The sequence below is a fragment of the Selenomonas sp. KH1T6 genome, assembly GCF_900108415.1.
Taxonomy (GTDB): domain Bacteria; phylum Bacillota; class Negativicutes; order Selenomonadales; family Selenomonadaceae; genus Selenomonas_B; species Selenomonas_B ruminantium_A.
Genome location: NZ_FNWN01000046.1, coordinates 1 through 17,132 on the forward strand (window position 1 = coordinate 1; position 17,132 = coordinate 17,132).

Genomic DNA, 17,132 nt, shown 5'->3' on the forward strand with positions numbered 1-17,132 from the left:
TATATGCGAACGTGCCATAAGAAGCTTCACCATAGGACGTAAAAATTGGCTGTTTTCGGCCTCGCCGAAAGGCGCCGCAGCCAGTGCTGCCGTCTACAGCGTGGTTGAAACCTGCAAAGCCAATGACATAGATCCTTTTAAATATCTGGTCTATTTGTTTGAACGGATGCCCAACATGAATTTCAAAATCCATCCTGACGAGTTGGATGAGTTGCTTCCTTGGAATGAAGAAGTTCAGAAAAACTGTAAGTAAAAAAGCATGGCCATGAACGGTCATGCTTTTTTCATTTACGTGCTACACCAGATGGTTTACCGCTTACCAACTACAGCAAGAACCCCCAAGGCCAATACACCTAGCCTTGGGGGTTCCTTCACGTATCTAACGCTCTCCTGCGATTATTCTATCACGTTCAAGCGTATTTGTCCAAATATTTCTCCGAATATGTCCACCCAGAAAAGATTCTCTTAGGCCACAACCACCAAGCGTTCAATATCACCATACTGGAGCTTCGCACTGGCATCCGTAGGTTCGCCCTTCAGAATGTCATTCTTCACAGCCTCTGCATCGAACACATTCACACGCCCGGCAGCAGCTTCATCTTCAACCTTCTTCAGCAGAGCCATCCTGCCAGCGGCAGTATCAGCAAAGGTCTCGTTGTTGTAGCGGATATTCATGCTGGCAGCATCTTTTTCGTCATTGCAGTTGAAGAATACATACATGTACTTCTTGCTTGCAGTCGTCTTTTTAGCAGCAGCGGTCTTCGTAGTTGCCTCAGCCTTCACAGCCTTAGTCTCAGCAGCCTTTACAGTTTTCTTGGCAGCGGTAGTATTCTTTGCTGCCGTAGTAGTAGTTTTCTTAGTAGTAGCCAAAATATACCCTCCCAAAATTTTATTGTTCCATGTAATCCCTGACAAATTCTACCACAAAAAACGCATCATTGCTAAATCAAGTCCTTTACAGCCTTATCAACACTTGTAACCTGTCAGAACGGCAATTCATACTCGTCCATTTTTACCCTCGACTTTCCACAATATTAAAAACATCGTGCATTCCGAGGATTATTGTGCTAGAATAGCAATTAACTTCATGTTGCTTTTTAACCAGCAATTAATCCTCGAAGACCTGACTTGACCTCCATCAAGCCAGGATTTTTTCTACGGGAAAAAATCCTTGTACAAGTACGTAGTCATCCAAACAACCTCCCCGTATTAACTTTCGCTCACATTTATCACATGCTATAACAAATGAGCATGAAAAAAGCCGATACCGAATTCTAAATTCAGTATCGGCTTATCCGTAACAATATTACGTTGCCATCCAATCGACCTATCAGAGGGGGCAGAAACACCATTACTCGAATCTTGTCGAAAATCTTGTATTTGTTCTCGGACTCATTATCTGGAAAATACCGCTTATGCTTAATAAACATATCAAATTCCAGCAAACAGACGAAATCCCCTAACAGCTCCATTTTGTAGAGCAAATAGCTATTGACTTGACACATGGCGCGGTCTTCTGTACCAACCTTTTCTCTATACCCGTAAACACCAGATATACCACCACCTGAAAGACTTTTACCATTGGTAGTCATATTAGCAAGTGAATATGCGTCATGGCTAAATCTGCTTCATGATGCCCAACATAAACTGCTGGGTCTATAAGCATTGGCTCCCCCTGGCTGTCCACCATTACATTGCCGCTCCAAAGATCACCATGCAGCAAAGAGGGAAACTCAGGCTCTATCAAGAAATCTTCAAGATGGTCAAGTATTCTCCGGCAACGCCGCTTATCCTCCTTATCAAAAATAATGGTCTGCCATTTTCATCTGTGTGGCCAGCCTGTTTTCCCGGAAAAAATCTATCCAGCCAGCCTTGGGCTTATTGATTTGCCTGGTGGCACCTATGTAGGTTGGCACCACATTCCCTCATGCACTTCAGCCCATAGGCTTCTGCAGTAAAGAAATTCTCCTCTGCCCTGGCATTCAGCTTCAGGAACACCTCTTCTCCACCAGTCAGCAAAAGATGATAGGCTTCATTGATATCGCCGCCGGAAACCGGCTCTGACCACTCCACACTCACATCCTGTCCAAAAGATTCCTGCACGGCCTCATTCAAGCTGCTACGCATTTTCCATTCTCCCTCATTTCCATATCATTGCTAGGAGGAACTATCATGCTCCACATCGGCTGTCATCTTTCTTCTGCCAAAGGTTATCTTGCCATGGGCAAAGATGCCGTTAACATCAAGGCCGACACATTTGCTTTTTTTACTCGCAATCCCCGTGGTGGCAAAGCTAAAGATATTGACCCGAATGACGTCCAAGCCTTTCTAGAATTTGCTTCAAAACATAAATTCGCCAAACTGGTGGCACATGCCCCCTACACCATGAATATCTGCGCCGCCAAAGAAAATATCCGTGCCTTTGCCCATGATATACTCTTGGATGACCTAAAGCGCATGGAAGCCACTCCCGGAAACTACTACAACTTCCACCCCGGCAGCCATGTTGGCCAGGGCAGCCAGCAGGGCATCGAAATGATTGCCACAGAGCTGAACCGTGTCCTGCAACCTAACCAAACCACCACAGTCCTTTTAGAGACCATGGCCGGAAAAGGCTCAGAAATTGGCCGTTCCTTCGAAGAAATCAAGAGCATCATTGACCAGGTAGAGCTTCAGGACAAGCTTGGGGTATGCCTTGACACCTGCCACGTATGGGACGGTGGATATGACATTGTGCACAACCTAGATGGCGTACTTACAGAATTCGATAACATAATAGGACTTAACCGCCTCAAGGCCATCCATCTCAATGACAGCCTGAATCCTTGCGGCTCCCACAAAGACCGTCATGCCTGCATTAGTGAAGGATGCATCGGACTTGAAGCATTGACAAGAGTAATCAACCATCCACAGCTGCAGGAACTGCCCTTTATACTGGAAACACCAAACGACCTTGATGGATATGCCCGGGAAATTGCCCTTTTACGTAAAAATTCATGTACATCCTATTGAAATGTATAGGAGGAAGGATATATGCGACTGTTTATAGCAATCCCCCTCGAAGGAGCAATCAAAGAATCCCTTCTTAGTCTTCAGAAGCAATGGTACCAGCTTGGCATGAGAGGCCACTTCATACCACCTGAGAAGATGCATCTGACTCTTGCTTTTATCGGTGAATACGGCAATCCTGATGATATCATGGGTGCCATTTCAGCTGTCTCCTTCCAGCCATTCACCATCCAGCTTGATGGAGCCGGTAACTTCCACGATGCATACTGGGCGGGGATAGCACCAAATGAATCTCTTGTTAGTTGTGTTCGCAGGATAAGACATGCACTTGCCGAAAATAAAATTCCTTACGACCGTAAGAAATTTGCTCCACACGTTACTTTGGTACGTAAAGGAGATTCCCCGGAAACCATGAAGAAAATGCTGATGAACCTGCCTGTCTCCACCATGGAAGTCTCCGAAATATCACTGATGCGTTCTGACCGGGGAAAGAACGGCATGATCTACACCCCAATAGGCATCCTCGAAGCAGATAAATAGCACCTACTCGTGAAGTTCCAAAGGCAGCCCATCAAGGTCATGGAAAAATGTCATTGGCGCTTCGTAGAGGGGCAGTACCATGACGTTCCACTGGTGATAGCTGTAACCTCTGTCGGCATGAGCAATGCAGCAGCCGCCACTGCCCTGGGCATTGACCAGCGATAGTTCTTGTCATCATCACCTTAAATTGTCCAAGTCTGTCTACAGACCCATTCAGCGAGTTAAGGAATCTTGTATCATCGGCAGTTTCGTAACACATGCCTCCTGCAACTTTTGAGAGCTATTCATCGGAGAGTTTGGTTCCATTTTTGAGTTTCATGAAAATCATCCTCCTCATTATTGCACCTATCGGCAATTTTATTTCCTTCTTATATCTATATACGCTTGAAACCGCAAAGTATTACATATTTTTTTGCTGTGTTTTCTTGATTCTAAGTCTGCACATTATATTTTCTCTTCAACAGTGCATTTTTATGCAATACCACCGGTTATCCGATGCCCTCAGATATGCGTAGCAATGCTATAGATAATATTCAAGATAATGATAAACAGCGCCACATTACCAATAAATGCTGACATCTTATGCTCTTTCTCATATTTTTCATCAAACATCCTATGCTGTTCGATATATAAATCCACTGCCATTACAGTAACCTGCTGCTCGAAAGTCAAATTATGTTCGCCCTCATTATACTGCCTGTGAATCTCAGCTTCCTTCTCTGAAAGGGATGTCGGGTCACAGAGCAGTATTTTTTGCATCTTGTAATAGGCCTCACCCCAAATATATTTATACATCTTTGATTCAGTTCCATATGCTCTGACAGCCATGAAACCAAGGAATATTCCCATCATAAGGTCAAGCAAAATCTCATGTTCGCTTCTGCCATCTACATATCCCAGAAAAGCACTTACAAGCATAAAAGCCCCAACAAATCCTACATTCCCCCTAAAGAATGCATTCCTAGCCAACAAAAAAATTGGTGTCCGATTAAACAATACAACGCCCAAAGTATAACCTCCTGATACCTGTCGCTCCATCTGTCTCATCTTTTCTTCCATTACCAGCTTCACAGCAGACACAATCTCCCAACCTACGGTCATGACCTTCTCCGCTATATCCGCTTCCTCAATAACCTTCGTATTCAGTATTACCTTGCCCCCCACAACATTAACCCATGCGAACTTTTCCAGATATTCATCCGCATCAAAGTCCAACGGAGGGCAAGACCATTTGCCAAAGCTTACCCTCCTTGTTCTGCTTCCCTATTCCCCTCTAGTACCTGAATCCCGGCATCTACAAATGCGCTGCATATATCTCTCAGTCTGTATTGCGCATGGAAAAGCTCCTCATTGCTGTAAGCATCCCTTATCTGCTCCATGGCATATTTGGCCTCATGCAGCATATGCCCTATTTCGCCACGCTTCTCCCTGCTCATACCTAGTCCATGAGGCAGGTACTTCGTCCTCTCTTCAAGTTCTTCCACATATCTGGCGAAGACATAATCTGATACCAGCGATGCAAATATCATGACCTTATTCTTGTTGACTTTAAATGAAATCTTGCAGAATTCTTCCTGGTCCAGATATCTTGAACCGTTCCAGTCCTTCAGGTATTTCACAACCTTTTTTTTACTTTGCTTCCCGCGTCCCATAAAGTACTGCCCCTTCCTTGCTAAATTCTGCGCTGTATAATGTCCCATGTGCCGGTAGCAAAGAAGCTTCCCTCTGCTTCCTGCTCCAGTTCCAGGAATCTGCTGTAGGGTATGCTGAAGGATAGCTGCTCCTTATCAATCACCTTCCTGGCCGATGGATCTGTCAGGCCGATATAGCAAGCCTTTTCGCCTTTCTCTTCGGCTGACAAGGGATATAACACCGCCTGCCCGCAGCCAGAGGCAAAACGCACCTTCACATTGTCCTGGCTCTCCATGTCATAATTAGCCAGCGTCACCAGTCCCGACAACTGGTCTGCATTGACCAGGAATATCACGCACTCAGGCCGCTCATCCTCAGACACCATATCCAGAGGCTTGAAAACCAGGCATTCCTTGGGGCTAACCCTGGGAATAGTCTCCGTAAATACTTTCGCCAGCTCCGGCGTTTTCTTGTAATGTTCGCTATTGGAAATATTTTCATTGCCAGTAGACAAGAAATACTCTATCCAGCCATGCTCATATCCCTGGAACCCCAGTCCAGCCCTACCTCCCATGCAGACCGTGGTAGCCTTTGTGGCACAAGCCGCTTTACCTTTAGATGCTGCCTTGATAAGCGCCACCACGCAGCCCCATTTTCCTTCCTGGAAGTGTATAGCCCCCTCTGGCATTTCGTCCTTCCATAACACAGCAACAGGATGATTACCCAGCTTCAGATATTTTCCGATCTTGCTCTCCATATCTCGCACCTCCCTGAGATACATGCCATGTTCAAATTTTTCTATAAATCATTGTATGCCAAAGGTTATACTATTTCAACCGTTCCTAAATCCTCCTTATACATTTCTCCATTTCTCCGATATACATATAGAACCATATAACAGCTGCAAAGGAGGCGATCTCATGGAAATAGACCATCTCAAAGACACTACAGACATGCAAAGGAGCCACACCATGGAAAAATTTTTTCTGCAAGATAGGCAGTGCCTCTGCTCTGCTGGCACATCGCCTCAGGCTATCCTCATCCAGCCCATAGACGAACATGAAGCAAACACTCTGGAGCAAAAGCTTGCACTCCTGTCCTCCCCTCCCTGCCCGCCATTTCTTTATGCTGCCTTTCAGGTTAAGGACTGGAACCAGGAGCTTTCTCCCTGGGAGGCGCCTCCCGTATTTGGCAAGGAATCCTTCGGCCACGGCGCACCGGCAACGCTGGGCTTTATTTTGGATTACCTGATCCCTCACCTTTACCAACGATATTCCCTTCCAAGTGATATCCCAGTAATCCTAGGAGGCTACTCCCTGGCCGCTCTATTTTCCCTCTGGGCTGCATATAACACAGATACTTTCACAGCCATAGCTGCCGCCTCCCCTTCTGTATGGTTCCCCAACTGGCTGGAATATGCCCGGCAGAATACTCTGCTGACAGATTCTGTCTACCTGAGTATGGGAGACAAGGAAGCCAAATCCCGGAACCCCGTTCTGGCAAGCGTTGAGCAGTGCATTACAGAAGAGTACCAGATATTACAAGAGACTCCAGCTATCTCCAGTACTCTGGAATGGAATCAGGGGAATCACTTCAAGGAGCCGGAGCTCCGCACCGCCAAAGCCTTCCGCTGGTGCCTGAAGAGAATATGAGCCGTTCTTCCCCCAGAGTGCTTGCTACCTTTGGGGATTTTTAGTGTTCCCATTGACATCTAAAGAGATAAATATATCACATCTGTTATGACATTTTCAGATATCAAACGGGGGGCTACCGCAACAACCCCCTATTTTCACGATTCATTGACCAGCTTCCCTGTGATATGCTCCGGCACCAAGGCTAGGCACTGCACTCTGGGCAAGGCGTGCTTCAGTTCTTTTTCCAGGTATGCTTCATCATCCGTGAATTTTCTCACCAGCGCAGTGCCAATCTCCCTGGCCTTTGCCTCATCTGTCACCAGGCTTATCCTACCAAAGACCACCACACTCCTGATATTCAGCGCCCATTCACCGGGCTTTCGCCAGCCCTCGTCATACACGCAAAAACTGACCTTATCACAGGCCTTGATGGCATCCAGTTTATGTCCCTCTTTGGCACTGTGGAAATAGATGGTCCCATCTTCCTCTGAATACCAATGATTCATGGGAATGCCGTAAGGATACCCGCCATCTCCCAGCAGGGACAATACACCCCGCTTCTGCTGCCGCAGGACCTCCCTGCATTCTTCCTCCTCAAGCTGTTGCTTGAATCTGCGCATCTTCCTGAACATAAATTCTTCCTCCCAATCAAAACAGCGCCACTTCCTTATCTTCCAAGACCTAACGATAAGAAAATGACGCTTTTCCTGCTACCCGGTGGCAGCAGGCGCCAGGTGAAATTGTCTGCTTTCAGCATACGGCAAACAAGCGGGCATGTCAATACCTAGCAGCCATAAATCGAAAGCTCTCCTCATAGGGAATGCCCATAATGATACTCATGCTCTGCAAAGGCTTCATTCGCCTGAATTCATTACCGACAATGTATAATCAGTTTTCGATAGGATGAATGTCCTGACTGGATAACTTATTGCTTTATGAATACCACCACCTCAAAGGGCCGCAACTCTTTTCCCAGCCCCTCATAGTTACCCAGCAATTTGACATAACCTGCCTCTGTGTATTCCTTAAGGGATCTTTCCTTCAGAGGGACCGAACCGTGTCGGAAATTGCACAGGACTACAAGTTTTTCCCCATCCAATTCCCGCTTATAAGCAATTACATCCTTGTTTTCTCTCTCCAGAAAAACTATCGAGCCTTCTGCAATGATAGGCATTTCATGGCGCAGACTTATGAGCTGCCGGTAGAAGGAAAAAATAGAATCCTGCTCCTGTATTTCTGACGCCACATTGATCTGACGATAGCTGTCAGGAGGCAATATCCAGGGTTCCACAGCAGAAAAGCCTGCATATTTTTCTGCTGACCACTGCATGGGAGTGCGGCCATTGTCCCTGGAACGCGCTGCAAGAATATCCAAAGCCTCTTCAAAAGATTTCCCCTGCTGCTGCAGTATTTCGTAGTAATTTAGGCTTTCCACGTCACGATACTGCTCTATGGAGCTGTAGTGCGCATTGGTCATGCCGATTTCTTCCCCTTGGTAAATATAAGGAGTTCCCCTCATGAGATGGATGCAAGCTGCCAACATTTTAGCAGATTCCTTCCGCAAGGTGCCGCCATCACCGAAACGGGAAACAGCCCGGGGCTGGTCATGGTTGCACCAGAAAGTGGCATTCCACCCCTCCCCTTCCTGCATGCCTTCCTGCCATTTGGCAAAAAGTTGCTTGAGCTCTGCTATATCCGGTTCCATCAACTGCCATTTATCCCCCTCCTTGTAATCAACCTTCAGATGATGGAAGCTGAAAACCATGGCCAGTTCCCTATCCTGAGGCCGGGAGTAGCGGATGCAGTTTTTCAGGCTGGTAGAGGACATCTCCCCCACCGTCACCATGCCCTCAATGCCGCTTTCCCGCACCATTTCCTGCAAAAACTCATGCACATGGCGGCCATCGGTGTAGAATCTACGCCCATCCCCCTCGTGGTCGTCTTCAAAGACTTCCGGCTTGGATATAAGGTTTACCACGTCGAAGCGGAAGCCCTTGATTCCCTTTTCCTTCCAAAAGCGCAGGATATCCTGAAGTTCACGCCGCACAGCCGGATTCTCCCAGTTAAGATCTGCCTGAGTCTTGTCGAAAAGGTGCAGGTACCACTTGCCAAGTTCTGATATATACTCCCAAGCAGAGCCTCCGAATTTGGAGACCCAGTTAGTAGGAGGCTTGTCAGGCTCACCATCCCGAAAAATGTAGTAGTCCTGATATTCCTTATCTCCCGCCAGAGCACGCTGGAACCATTCATGCTCCGTGGAAGTATGGTTGAACACCATATCAAACATGAGGCCTATGCCACGAGCCTCTGCCTCGGTAATAAGACGCTCAACATCTGCCATGGTGCCGAAACGCGGGTCAATGCGGCGATAATCCGCCACATCATAACCATTGTCCCTTTGGGGAGATACGAAGAACGGCGTAATCCAAAGGTAATCCACCCCAAGCTCGGCCAGATAATCCAGTTTCTCAATGATGCCCGGCAAATCCCCCAGACCATCGCCATTGGCATCCCGAAAGGATTTTGGATATATCTGATAAACAACTTTATCATGGAAACCAGCCATGAGAAACACTCCTTCTCTATATTTGCAAAGCTTCCTCAGAATGCCAGTGTCTTGCAGAAGCTATTTCTTTTCAATATGCAGCTATGACAGTCTCACCGGCCTTGCCCTGTATGCCAGTTTTGAAAGCAAAGCTGTCCACACCATTTTTGTTGGTGATAATACACACAGTCACATCTTCATGGCCTGCCTTCTTGATCTTCTCACGGTCAAACTTCAGCAGAGGCGTACCAGCCTGCACTTCATCCCCAGCTTTCACCAAATACTCGAAACCGTCGCCCTGCATATCTACCGTGTCGAGACCCACGTGCAGCAGAATCTCCACTCCATCTGGCAGCACCAGCCCCACTGCGTGACGGGAGTCCTCCATAAGCACCGCCACTCTGGCAGAAACAGGGGAAAACAGGGTCTCGCTGCAGGGACGGATAGCCAAGCCTTCTCCCACCATTCCTGCCGAGAACACCCCATCATTCACTTCCGCCAGGGAGATAACCTCGCCGTCTAAAAAAGCCAGTAATTCATGCTCGCATGCAGCTGCCTGTACAGGTACAACACTGCCTTCTACATGGTCAACAGATGCCATTTCCAGAACATTTTCTTTATCCACCCCCTTCTTTTTGCCTACAATGACAGTAAGGATAAAGGGCACAACGATTGCCGCCACCATGCTCAGTGCAAAGCTGGGCATATACTGGGGCTGTATGGAAAGAATGCCGGGAACGCCGCCCACACCGATAGCATTAGCCGTAGTAGAGGTGGACACGCATACCACTGCCGCACAAGCTGAACCGGTCATGCCGCAAATGAAGGGGAAGAAATATTTCAGATTCACACCAAAGATGGCCGGTTCCGTAACGCCAAGGTAGCAGGAAATCCAGGCAGGCACATTGATTTCCTGGGCAGCTGCATTTTTCCGCTGCAGGTAAATCATGGCCAAAACTGCAGAACCCTGGGCTATATTGGAAAGAGCAATCATAGGCCAGAGCATTGTGCCATGGTAATCGGCAATCAGCTGCAAATCAATGGCATTGGTCATATGGTGCAAGCCTGTGATAACCAACGGCGCATAGATGAAGCCAAAGATGGCTCCGAAAATCACCCTGAAATCACCCGTAATCCCCGAGAAGACTACGGCAGAAATGGCCGAACCAATCTTCCAGCCGATTGGACCAAGCACGAAATGGGCTGCGCATACTGTCAGCACCAGACTGCAGAAAGGCACCACTATCATGGAAATCACGGCAGGAGTAATCTTCCGGAAGAATCTCTCCAGATAGACCAGGGTCAAAGCAGCCAGGATTGCCGGCAACACCTGGGCCTGATAGCCAATCATATCCACAGTAAACCCGCCGAAATCCCAGAATGGAATCTTGTCTGCCGGAGTAGTGGCCACGGCATAAGCATTCAGCAGCTGACTGGAGACCAGTGTCAGCCCCAGCACGATGCCCAAGATGGGTGTACCTCCCATCTTCCTCACCACTGACCAACAGATACCCACAGGAATCCCCAGGTGGAAGACAGCTTCGCCTATCAGCCAGAGGAAGTGATCCATGCCTGCCCAGAACTGACTGAGTTCAACCAAAGTTTTGGTGCCGTTTTCAAAAATATACAGGGAATCAATGCAGTTGCGGAATCCTAAAATCAGACCACCGGTGATGATAGCTGGAATCAACGGAGCAAAAATCTCTGCAGCTATGGCTGCTCCACGCTGGAAAATATTCTGATTAGCCCCGGCTGCTGCCTTGACTGCCTCCTTGGAAACGCCCTCAATTCCGGCCACCGCCGTGAAATCCTTATAGAACTCACTCACCGTATTGCCGATGATAACCTGGAACTGTCCAGCCTGTGTAAAGCTGCCCTTCACCACCTTCATAGCCTCGATGGCCTCGACGTTCGCTTTCTTGGGATCACCCAGCACAAAGCGCATCCGCGTGATGCAATGAGACACAGCGGCTATATTATCCTTGCCGCCTACCAGACGCAAAAGCTCCTTTGAGTCCTCTGTGTACTGACCCATGTTCATGCTCCTTTCGGAAACTTGTTTAAACAACTCTGTAGTTATATACTGCCACACTTGTTTAAACAAGTCAAGAGTAAATATTATTTTTTAAGAAGTAAAAAAAATCAGTAAACTTCCGCTGGCAATAGACATGAATCTATACTATAATGAAATCGACAATAAAGACCAGAGGTGAGTTTATGCCTAAAGCAAAATTCGAATCAATTTTCCATAATCTCAAGCAGCGCATCGAGGCGGGGCAATATACCTTCCAAAGCCTGCTGCCCTCAGAGAATCAGCTGACGGAACTCTATAGCTGCTCCCGTAACACCATCCGCCGCGCCATAGGTGGACTGGCAGAACTTGGCTATGTGCAGTCCCTCCATGGTCGTGGGGTCCGCGTCATCTATCAGCCCATTGCCAAAAACGAATTCACCATCGGCGGCATCGAATCCTTTAAAGAATCCGCTGCCAGGAATCATATGAAGGCCTCCACTGTAGTGCTGCGCTTTGAGGAAATCGAAGCGGACGAGCGCCTCTCACGCAAAACCGGCTTCCCCATAGGCAGTACTCTGTACGATATCCGGCGGGTGCGCTGCCTGGACGGCAAGGCCTTGATTATGGATATCAATCTGTTCCGCAAAGATCTTGTTCCCGGCCTTACCAAAGCCATCGCCGCAACTTCCATCTACGAGTACATTGAAGGTACTTTGGGCATGACCATCGTCACTAGCAAACGACGCATGACAGTAGAGCGGGCCACCCGGGAAGACGAAGCCTTCCTAGCTTTGGGCGAGTACAACTGCCTGGCCGTGATTACAGGGCAAACCTACAATGCCGATGGCGTACAGTTCGAATACACGCAATCCCGCCACCAGCCAGATTACTTTTGCTTCGAGGATACCGCCATTCGCAAGAAAAAATGACAACTCGGTATAATTCTCCTGTCATCCCCAAAAAATTGAGTCTATGGTACGCCAGATCATTCAAAACCGCTTACATCAAGTAAATTTCTCGACCTCGTCCATCGTGGGAATCGAGGTTTGTGCCCCCTGCCTGGTTACAGCAATGGCAGCTGCTCTGGCACCGAAATCTATGGCCTCGGCAAAATTGCAGCCAGTGAATCGGCTTACGAAGGCAGCCAGGAAGCAGTCTCCAGCAGCAGTGGTATCTACGGCCTTAACCTTGTAAGCGGGGAATTTCTCCACTTTATCTGCCGTTACCAGCAGAGTGCCATCGCCCCCCAGAGTCACCAACACAGTCTTTGCGCCTTTGGTCAACAAGGATTTGGCTGCCGTCACAATTTCATCCCCGGTACCAGTTGGCAGCCCCGTGAGCAGGGCCAATTCTGTCTCATTTGGCTTGGTGATGTCCACCAATGACCAGAGTTCATCAGGCAGGTCAGACCTTGCCGGAGCAGGGTCAAACACCACAATCTTGCCGTGTTTCCTGGCAAGTTTTGCAGCAGCAACAACAGAAGTCACAGGAATTTCCAACTGCATGACCACAGCATCAGCCTTGGCAAACAGGTTCTCCTGCTCCTGTACCACAGCTTCATCAACGGCAGCATTTGCCCCGGCAATCACACTGATGCTGTTTTGCCCACTGCTTTCGATTTCGATAAAAGCCTTGCCTGTTTCCACCTCTGCCATCTTTTGAATGCCTGTTGTATTCACGGAAACGCTTTCCAGACTTTCCAACAGCTGCTCACCAGAGCTATCAGTACCAACAGCGCCAATCATAGATGTTCTGACACCAAGCTTCCCAAGTGCATAAGCCTGATTTGCGCCCTTTCCCCCTGGCACAAGCTTCATGCCACGAGCCATAACCGTTTCCCCGGCCAGTGGCCTTCTATCCATGTAAACGGCAAAGTCCATATTCAGGCTGCCAACAACTAATACCTTATTCATGGAAGTCCCCCTCCCTCTACTCTGAGAGATGTATGCAAATCTTTATGATTTTACTGGGGCCAATGCAGATAAGCGATTCCGGCAACCTGCAAAACCAATATCAGTGGTATGCCATACTTGAACTTGAAATGCATGGTCTTATGCCGGAACACCTTCATAGCCAATAATGCTCCCAGACTCCCTCCCAGCAAGGCCAGCAGCATAAGTCGCAGCTCCGGCACCCGCCACCTATCATTCTTGGCACATAGCTTATCCCAACCAAAGACCAGCACGGCCAATACATTGACTATGAGCAAATACCAGCCAATGATTCTATGGTAATCAAAATCCATGTAATTCTCTCCTCAGTTGTGTCTCCCAATAATCTTCTCCATCCAGATTATGTTATATCGTTTTTTCCATAACCTCACCTGCCATAGGTTTCATTATACAGCAACATCAGGGTGGCCGGGTGTGCAAGGGAGGCATGCCCCCTGCTTTTAGTCAGATACAGCTACTTTTTCTGACTCCACATCTTCTTTATTTCCACAGGTTATAACGAACCGTAACAGTGGCAAGGGCGGTGTATTCCAGCTTCAAGCTCTTCTCGACCAGAAATGCGGGCAAAAGGAGCGCCCGCTCCAGCTTCACGGCATAAGCATAGCAGTCAATCTCATCGGTCACGGCCTGGCTCTTCTCCCCCTCTTCTCCGAGGGTGACGAACGCCCTTCTGCCAGCCCATGCAGACTGCATCCCAGTGCACAGTTCCCCGGCGCAAAAGGAGGCTTCCCGTTCTGCCTGCTGCACTTCCTCCCAGGAAAGTTCCATGTTTTCCCCGGAGGACGCATGGAACTTTCCTACTTCCTCCCCGGCAATTTTGGCCTGTTGCTGCCTCTTCTCACGCTGGAAGTTCGTCCGGAAATGCACGGATTCTCCCAAAGCAGCTTCCATCCTGCCGGATAAAGCATCGCCCCACTCCGGTGTCGGTTCCAAGTGGACCACCATATCACCGTACTTTGCTGCCGCCAGCCGCTCTGCGCCCGCCATAGCGGCATTTTCTGCGGCCTGACGCCATTGGCAATGGGAGCCGTACATCAAAACTCCCACCCCTAAAATCAGGAGCGCCAGCACTATTTTCAAAGGAACGAGGCTCATCCCCGTTTCACTTCCCTGCTGCTGCCACATGGAGAAATCCCCCCTTCCATCATCTGCCGAAACACTCATAATATATTCTTAGTTTTCGTGGTCTTGCCGTCAATGATTTCGAACAATCCCCCATATCTTTACTCATGAACGGTAATTTTCTCATCCCCCAGCAGTCTGCCTGTGATGACAGTGCCCTTGGGATCGTGTCCATCAAATCCCAATCGTGCCTTCTCCGGACTGGCATTGGCATAGCAGTACCGACAACCATGGATACATGTGTCATACTGCCCAATATCAAAACTCTCCACACAATTGCATAGCGGCCGCTGGCTCTTAGCCTTGCCCGCCTTGATGGGCTTGCCCGTAATGCGTTCAATCAGATCTCCATCCACGCAGGCTCCATGCCTGATTCCATAAGGTTCCAAATCAACAGCTTCTGCGCAGGTCTGCAGTCCTACGCCGCTCCCCCTGGCTACATGCGCCAGCCCCGAAGCAATCTCACGCATTTCCGTCTCAGCCAGTTCCCGTAGGTTCAGCCCAACTGTATTCTTCTTTGCTTTGGCATACATATCTATGAAACTGATGACACATCTATTCACATAGGGAGCCAATGCCTCAAGCGACTTTTCGAACCACATCAAATGGCCATCGATGGTATATCTGTCATTCAACAGTATGGGATCATACCGCCATACCACTCGCTCCGGGCCAATTTGTTTTGACAGCTCTTGCACTGTCCTGATTATGTCATCTTTGGGACGCAGATTTGTTTCTATGTCCCTGTCGTAAGGAGTAATAGATACCTGCACATAGTAAGAGTAACCATCCAGCTCATCCAGACACTCCAGCATAGGTGACGGATCCTTCGTCCAGAACACAATGCAGTCTACTGCCTCAGGCCGCAGAGATATGCGGCTCACCTGCTTGCGGTTAAACTGATTCACTACATCTACATGGCCTTCTCTCAGCCTCCGGCAAAACCAGTCGAAATAGATTGCAGGTATGTCCGTCCGGCGGCTTGCACTAATAATCATGGTACAAAAGCCTCTTCCTTCTTCACCTTAGCACGAACTCGTCCCCAGCTTTGGATGTCTCCCTGGCCTCAGTGCCCGCACACCTATCAGTCTCAGCGCCTCGTGCATATCAACATCACTGCATTTTCCTTCATTTTCATAAACGAGCAAGGGATTATCCAGGCCAATTTCACTGGCTGGCATATATACGTATTCTTCGGATTCGTTGTCTGCAAAGATAACACCCCGCTTTAGTTCCTCTTCAAAAATCATATTGCCTCATCCTTTACTTGCAAACATCCACCCAGCCAGCAGCCCCGGATAGCCTCTCCAGTTCCTCTGGCGATAGCTCAATTGCGCTGTTGCTGCTGCCACAGGCAGGAAATACTGTGCCAAAACGCTTCATGGAGACATCCAAATACACCGTCACCCCATCCTTCAAGGCAAAGGGACATACTCCTCCCACCGCATGGCCTGTACGGTCTTCCACCTCAGCGGCTGGCAGCATCTTGGGCTTGCCGTGAAATTCTGCTTTGAATTTGCTCCCGGCAATACGCATATCTCCTGCCGTCACCACCACAATGGTTTTCCCAGCCAAATCAAAGGACAGCGTCTTGGCAATGCGGGCAGGTTCACACCCAACCGCATGTGCAGCCAACTCTACCGTTGCACTGGATTCATCAAACTCCAAAATTGCCTCTTCCATTCCCTCAGAACGAAAAAATTCTCTGACCAAATCTATAGACATTTATGCCCTGCCTCCCTTTGGCAAAAGATCTGCCACCTTCACATCCCTATCTCCCTTAGAATTTCATACGTCCATTATAACGCCATTGTTCAAGTTTTGTCGAAGGCAGAATTCCCTCAGCTATCATCTGCAGAGAAAGCAAAAGCCCCGGTTAATCCAACTTTCTTATCAAGCTTTATTTTCCTATTGACACACTAGGTTAATAAATTTATATATAGGCATACATTCTTTTTTTCCAAAGTTGCAAGCAAAGAAACACTTAACAAAACGAGGTGAGCACATGGACGAAACAACCGCAAAAAGTTACATAGAAGATGTTTTTGCCTGGCTTCACGCACACCCGGAGCTTTCCTATGAAGAACATGAGACAACAACCAAGCTTAAAGAGCTGTTGAGCCGTAACAAAATCAAGCTCCTGGAACTGCCCCTGCCTACAGGTGCAGCTGCTGAAATCGGCAGTCAGGACGGGCCACTGGTTGCTCTTAGAGCAGACATAGATGCACTGCCCATCACAGAAGAAACAGGCCTTCCTTATGTTTCAAAGATTGAAGGCAGGATGCACGCCTGCGGACATGACTTTCACACTGCTGCGGTACTGGGAGCAGCTTTGCTCCTGAAGGAAAAAGAATCAGCACTTCCCGGCAAGGCACGTATCATTTTCCAGCCAGCTGAGGAAGCCCCCGGCGGAGCAAAGCAGGTGCTGGAGACAGGCATCCTTGATGAGGTTCAAGCCATCTTCGGAATACACACCTCTCCCCTTTTCCCAGTAGGAACCCTGGGATTGAGCTCCGGGCCTGTAATGGCAGCAGTAGACAGATTCGTCCTTCGTTTCCAAGGCACAGGCACTCATGCAGCCCACCCTGACCGGAGTCTACCCCGGATTTTGTGTAAACCTCCCAAGTGATGTAAAATGGGAACATCACTTGGGAGGTATTTTTATGAGCAGAAAATCACGCACC

The 17,132-nt window shown here is 48.4% G+C and carries 22 protein-coding genes and 1 pseudogene; 7 read left to right on the forward strand and 16 right to left on the reverse strand.

The genetic code is table 11. The features are described from left to right. On the forward strand, nucleotides 1-253 hold a 253-nt coding region (locus tag BLW59_RS15590), incomplete at its 5' end, for a transposase domain-containing protein (RefSeq protein WP_175463478.1). A gap of 212 nt (nucleotides 254-465) precedes the next feature. Here the strand turns inward: BLW59_RS15590 and BLW59_RS17870 are convergent. The 4 genes from BLW59_RS17870 to BLW59_RS15615 form a co-directional block, all read right to left on the reverse strand. After that, a complete protein-coding gene (locus tag BLW59_RS17870; protein WP_081348576.1) occupies nucleotides 466-870 on the reverse strand; it encodes a hypothetical protein in 405 nt (134 codons plus the stop codon). A 718-nt stretch (nucleotides 871-1,588) separates the two neighbouring features. Then, the gene (locus BLW59_RS18395; RefSeq protein WP_413778198.1) at nucleotides 1,589-1,747 is read right to left on the reverse strand and encodes a fructosamine kinase family protein; all 159 of its coding nucleotides are present in this window, start codon (nucleotides 1,745-1,747) and stop codon (nucleotides 1,589-1,591) included. Nucleotides 1,748-1,799: 52 nt separating this feature from the next. After that, nucleotides 1,800-1,919 (reverse strand): fructosamine kinase family protein, encoded by a 120-nt coding sequence (locus BLW59_RS18400; protein WP_072004138.1) that lies wholly within the window; start codon nucleotides 1,917-1,919, stop codon nucleotides 1,800-1,802. Continuing rightward, complete coding sequence (locus BLW59_RS15615; RefSeq protein ID WP_029543660.1) at nucleotides 1,879-2,127, reverse strand: fructosamine kinase family protein; 249 nt, start codon at nucleotides 2,125-2,127, stop codon at nucleotides 1,879-1,881. The genes BLW59_RS18400 and BLW59_RS15615 overlap by 41 nt, the downstream gene beginning before the upstream one ends. Nucleotides 2,128-2,172: 45 nt before the next feature. Between BLW59_RS15615 and BLW59_RS15620 the strand changes: the two genes are divergently transcribed. The 3 genes from BLW59_RS15620 to BLW59_RS18255 are packed head-to-tail and all read left to right on the forward strand — an operon-like array spanning nucleotide 2,173 to nucleotide 3,714. Beyond that, nucleotides 2,173-3,012 carry a deoxyribonuclease IV gene (locus tag BLW59_RS15620; RefSeq protein ID WP_074698544.1) on the forward strand — a complete coding sequence of 280 codons (840 nt, stop codon included), beginning with the start codon at nucleotides 2,173-2,175 and terminating at the stop codon, nucleotides 3,010-3,012. Between the two features lie 21 nt (nucleotides 3,013-3,033). After that, nucleotides 3,034-3,549, forward strand: a complete 516-nt coding sequence (thpR, locus tag BLW59_RS15625) for an RNA 2',3'-cyclic phosphodiesterase (protein ID WP_074698546.1) — start codon at nucleotides 3,034-3,036, stop codon at nucleotides 3,547-3,549. Between the two features lie 39 nt (nucleotides 3,550-3,588). Further along, on the forward strand, nucleotides 3,589-3,714 hold the full coding sequence (locus BLW59_RS18255) for a hypothetical protein (protein WP_318258685.1): 126 nt from the start codon (nucleotides 3,589-3,591) through the stop codon (nucleotides 3,712-3,714). Nucleotides 3,715-4,050: 336 nt separating this feature from the next. On the opposite strand, the gene BLW59_RS15630 is transcribed toward BLW59_RS18255, so the two are convergent. The 3 genes from BLW59_RS15630 to BLW59_RS15640 are packed head-to-tail and all read right to left on the reverse strand — an operon-like array spanning nucleotide 4,051 to nucleotide 5,938. Then, nucleotides 4,051-4,764 (reverse strand): hypothetical protein, encoded by a 714-nt coding sequence (locus BLW59_RS15630; RefSeq protein WP_074698548.1) that lies wholly within the window; start codon nucleotides 4,762-4,764, stop codon nucleotides 4,051-4,053. Between the two features lie 26 nt (nucleotides 4,765-4,790). After that, nucleotides 4,791-5,201, reverse strand: a complete 411-nt coding sequence (locus tag BLW59_RS15635; RefSeq protein ID WP_074698550.1) for a hypothetical protein — start codon at nucleotides 5,199-5,201, stop codon at nucleotides 4,791-4,793. 20 nt (nucleotides 5,202-5,221) lie between these two features. Further along, complete coding sequence (locus tag BLW59_RS15640) at nucleotides 5,222-5,938, reverse strand: DUF169 domain-containing protein (RefSeq protein ID WP_074698552.1); 717 nt, start codon at nucleotides 5,936-5,938, stop codon at nucleotides 5,222-5,224. 214 nt (nucleotides 5,939-6,152) lie between these two features. Here BLW59_RS15640 and BLW59_RS15645 point away from each other — a divergent pair, with 214 nt between their 5' ends. After that, the gene (locus BLW59_RS15645) at nucleotides 6,153-6,833 is read left to right on the forward strand and encodes an esterase (RefSeq protein WP_074698603.1); all 681 of its coding nucleotides are present in this window, start codon (nucleotides 6,153-6,155) and stop codon (nucleotides 6,831-6,833) included. Between the two features lie 137 nt (nucleotides 6,834-6,970). Here BLW59_RS15645 and BLW59_RS15650 read toward each other — a convergent pair whose 3' ends face one another. From BLW59_RS15650 to treP, 3 genes are all read right to left on the reverse strand, one after another. Then, nucleotides 6,971-7,447, reverse strand: a complete 477-nt coding sequence (locus BLW59_RS15650; RefSeq protein ID WP_074698554.1) for a pyridoxamine 5'-phosphate oxidase family protein — start codon at nucleotides 7,445-7,447, stop codon at nucleotides 6,971-6,973. Between the two features lie 293 nt (nucleotides 7,448-7,740). Continuing rightward, on the reverse strand, nucleotides 7,741-9,381 hold the full coding sequence (gene treC, locus BLW59_RS15655; protein WP_074698556.1) for an alpha,alpha-phosphotrehalase: 1,641 nt from the start codon (nucleotides 9,379-9,381) through the stop codon (nucleotides 7,741-7,743). A 70-nt stretch (nucleotides 9,382-9,451) separates the two neighbouring features. Beyond that, the gene (gene treP / locus BLW59_RS15660) at nucleotides 9,452-11,395 is read right to left on the reverse strand and encodes a PTS system trehalose-specific EIIBC component (RefSeq protein ID WP_074698558.1); all 1,944 of its coding nucleotides are present in this window, start codon (nucleotides 11,393-11,395) and stop codon (nucleotides 9,452-9,454) included. Between the two features lie 182 nt (nucleotides 11,396-11,577). Between treP and treR the strand changes: the two genes are divergently transcribed. Then, nucleotides 11,578-12,303 (forward strand): trehalose operon repressor, encoded by a 726-nt coding sequence (gene treR / locus BLW59_RS15665; RefSeq protein ID WP_074698560.1) that lies wholly within the window; start codon nucleotides 11,578-11,580, stop codon nucleotides 12,301-12,303. A gap of 75 nt (nucleotides 12,304-12,378) precedes the next feature. Here treR and rbsK read toward each other — a convergent pair whose 3' ends face one another. From rbsK to BLW59_RS15695, 6 genes are all read right to left on the reverse strand, one after another. Then, nucleotides 12,379-13,287 carry a ribokinase gene (gene rbsK / locus BLW59_RS15670; protein WP_074698562.1) on the reverse strand — a complete coding sequence of 303 codons (909 nt, stop codon included), beginning with the start codon at nucleotides 13,285-13,287 and terminating at the stop codon, nucleotides 12,379-12,381. 50 nt (nucleotides 13,288-13,337) lie between these two features. Next, nucleotides 13,338-13,619 (reverse strand): DUF1294 domain-containing protein, encoded by a 282-nt coding sequence (locus tag BLW59_RS15675; protein ID WP_029543637.1) that lies wholly within the window; start codon nucleotides 13,617-13,619, stop codon nucleotides 13,338-13,340. Between the two features lie 187 nt (nucleotides 13,620-13,806). Continuing rightward, nucleotides 13,807-14,451 (reverse strand): hypothetical protein, encoded by a 645-nt coding sequence (locus BLW59_RS15680; protein WP_074698564.1) that lies wholly within the window; start codon nucleotides 14,449-14,451, stop codon nucleotides 13,807-13,809. Between the two features lie 98 nt (nucleotides 14,452-14,549). Continuing rightward, nucleotides 14,550-15,446 carry a DUF1848 domain-containing protein gene (locus tag BLW59_RS15685; protein ID WP_074698566.1) on the reverse strand — a complete coding sequence of 299 codons (897 nt, stop codon included), beginning with the start codon at nucleotides 15,444-15,446 and terminating at the stop codon, nucleotides 14,550-14,552. Nucleotides 15,447-15,473: 27 nt separating this feature from the next. Then, nucleotides 15,474-15,698 carry a hypothetical protein gene (locus tag BLW59_RS15690; protein ID WP_029543631.1) on the reverse strand — a complete coding sequence of 75 codons (225 nt, stop codon included), beginning with the start codon at nucleotides 15,696-15,698 and terminating at the stop codon, nucleotides 15,474-15,476. Between the two features lie 13 nt (nucleotides 15,699-15,711). Beyond that, nucleotides 15,712-16,173, reverse strand: coding sequence for a YbaK/EbsC family protein (locus BLW59_RS15695; RefSeq protein ID WP_029543630.1), 462 nt, complete (start codon nucleotides 16,171-16,173; stop codon nucleotides 15,712-15,714). Nucleotides 16,174-16,453: 280 nt separating this feature from the next. On the opposite strand from BLW59_RS15695, the pseudogene BLW59_RS15700 reads away from it, so the two are divergent. Next, nucleotides 16,454-17,056, forward strand: a pseudogene (locus BLW59_RS15700) (amidohydrolase); the annotation flags it as partial. Between the last annotated feature and the right edge of the window lie 76 nt (nucleotides 17,057-17,132).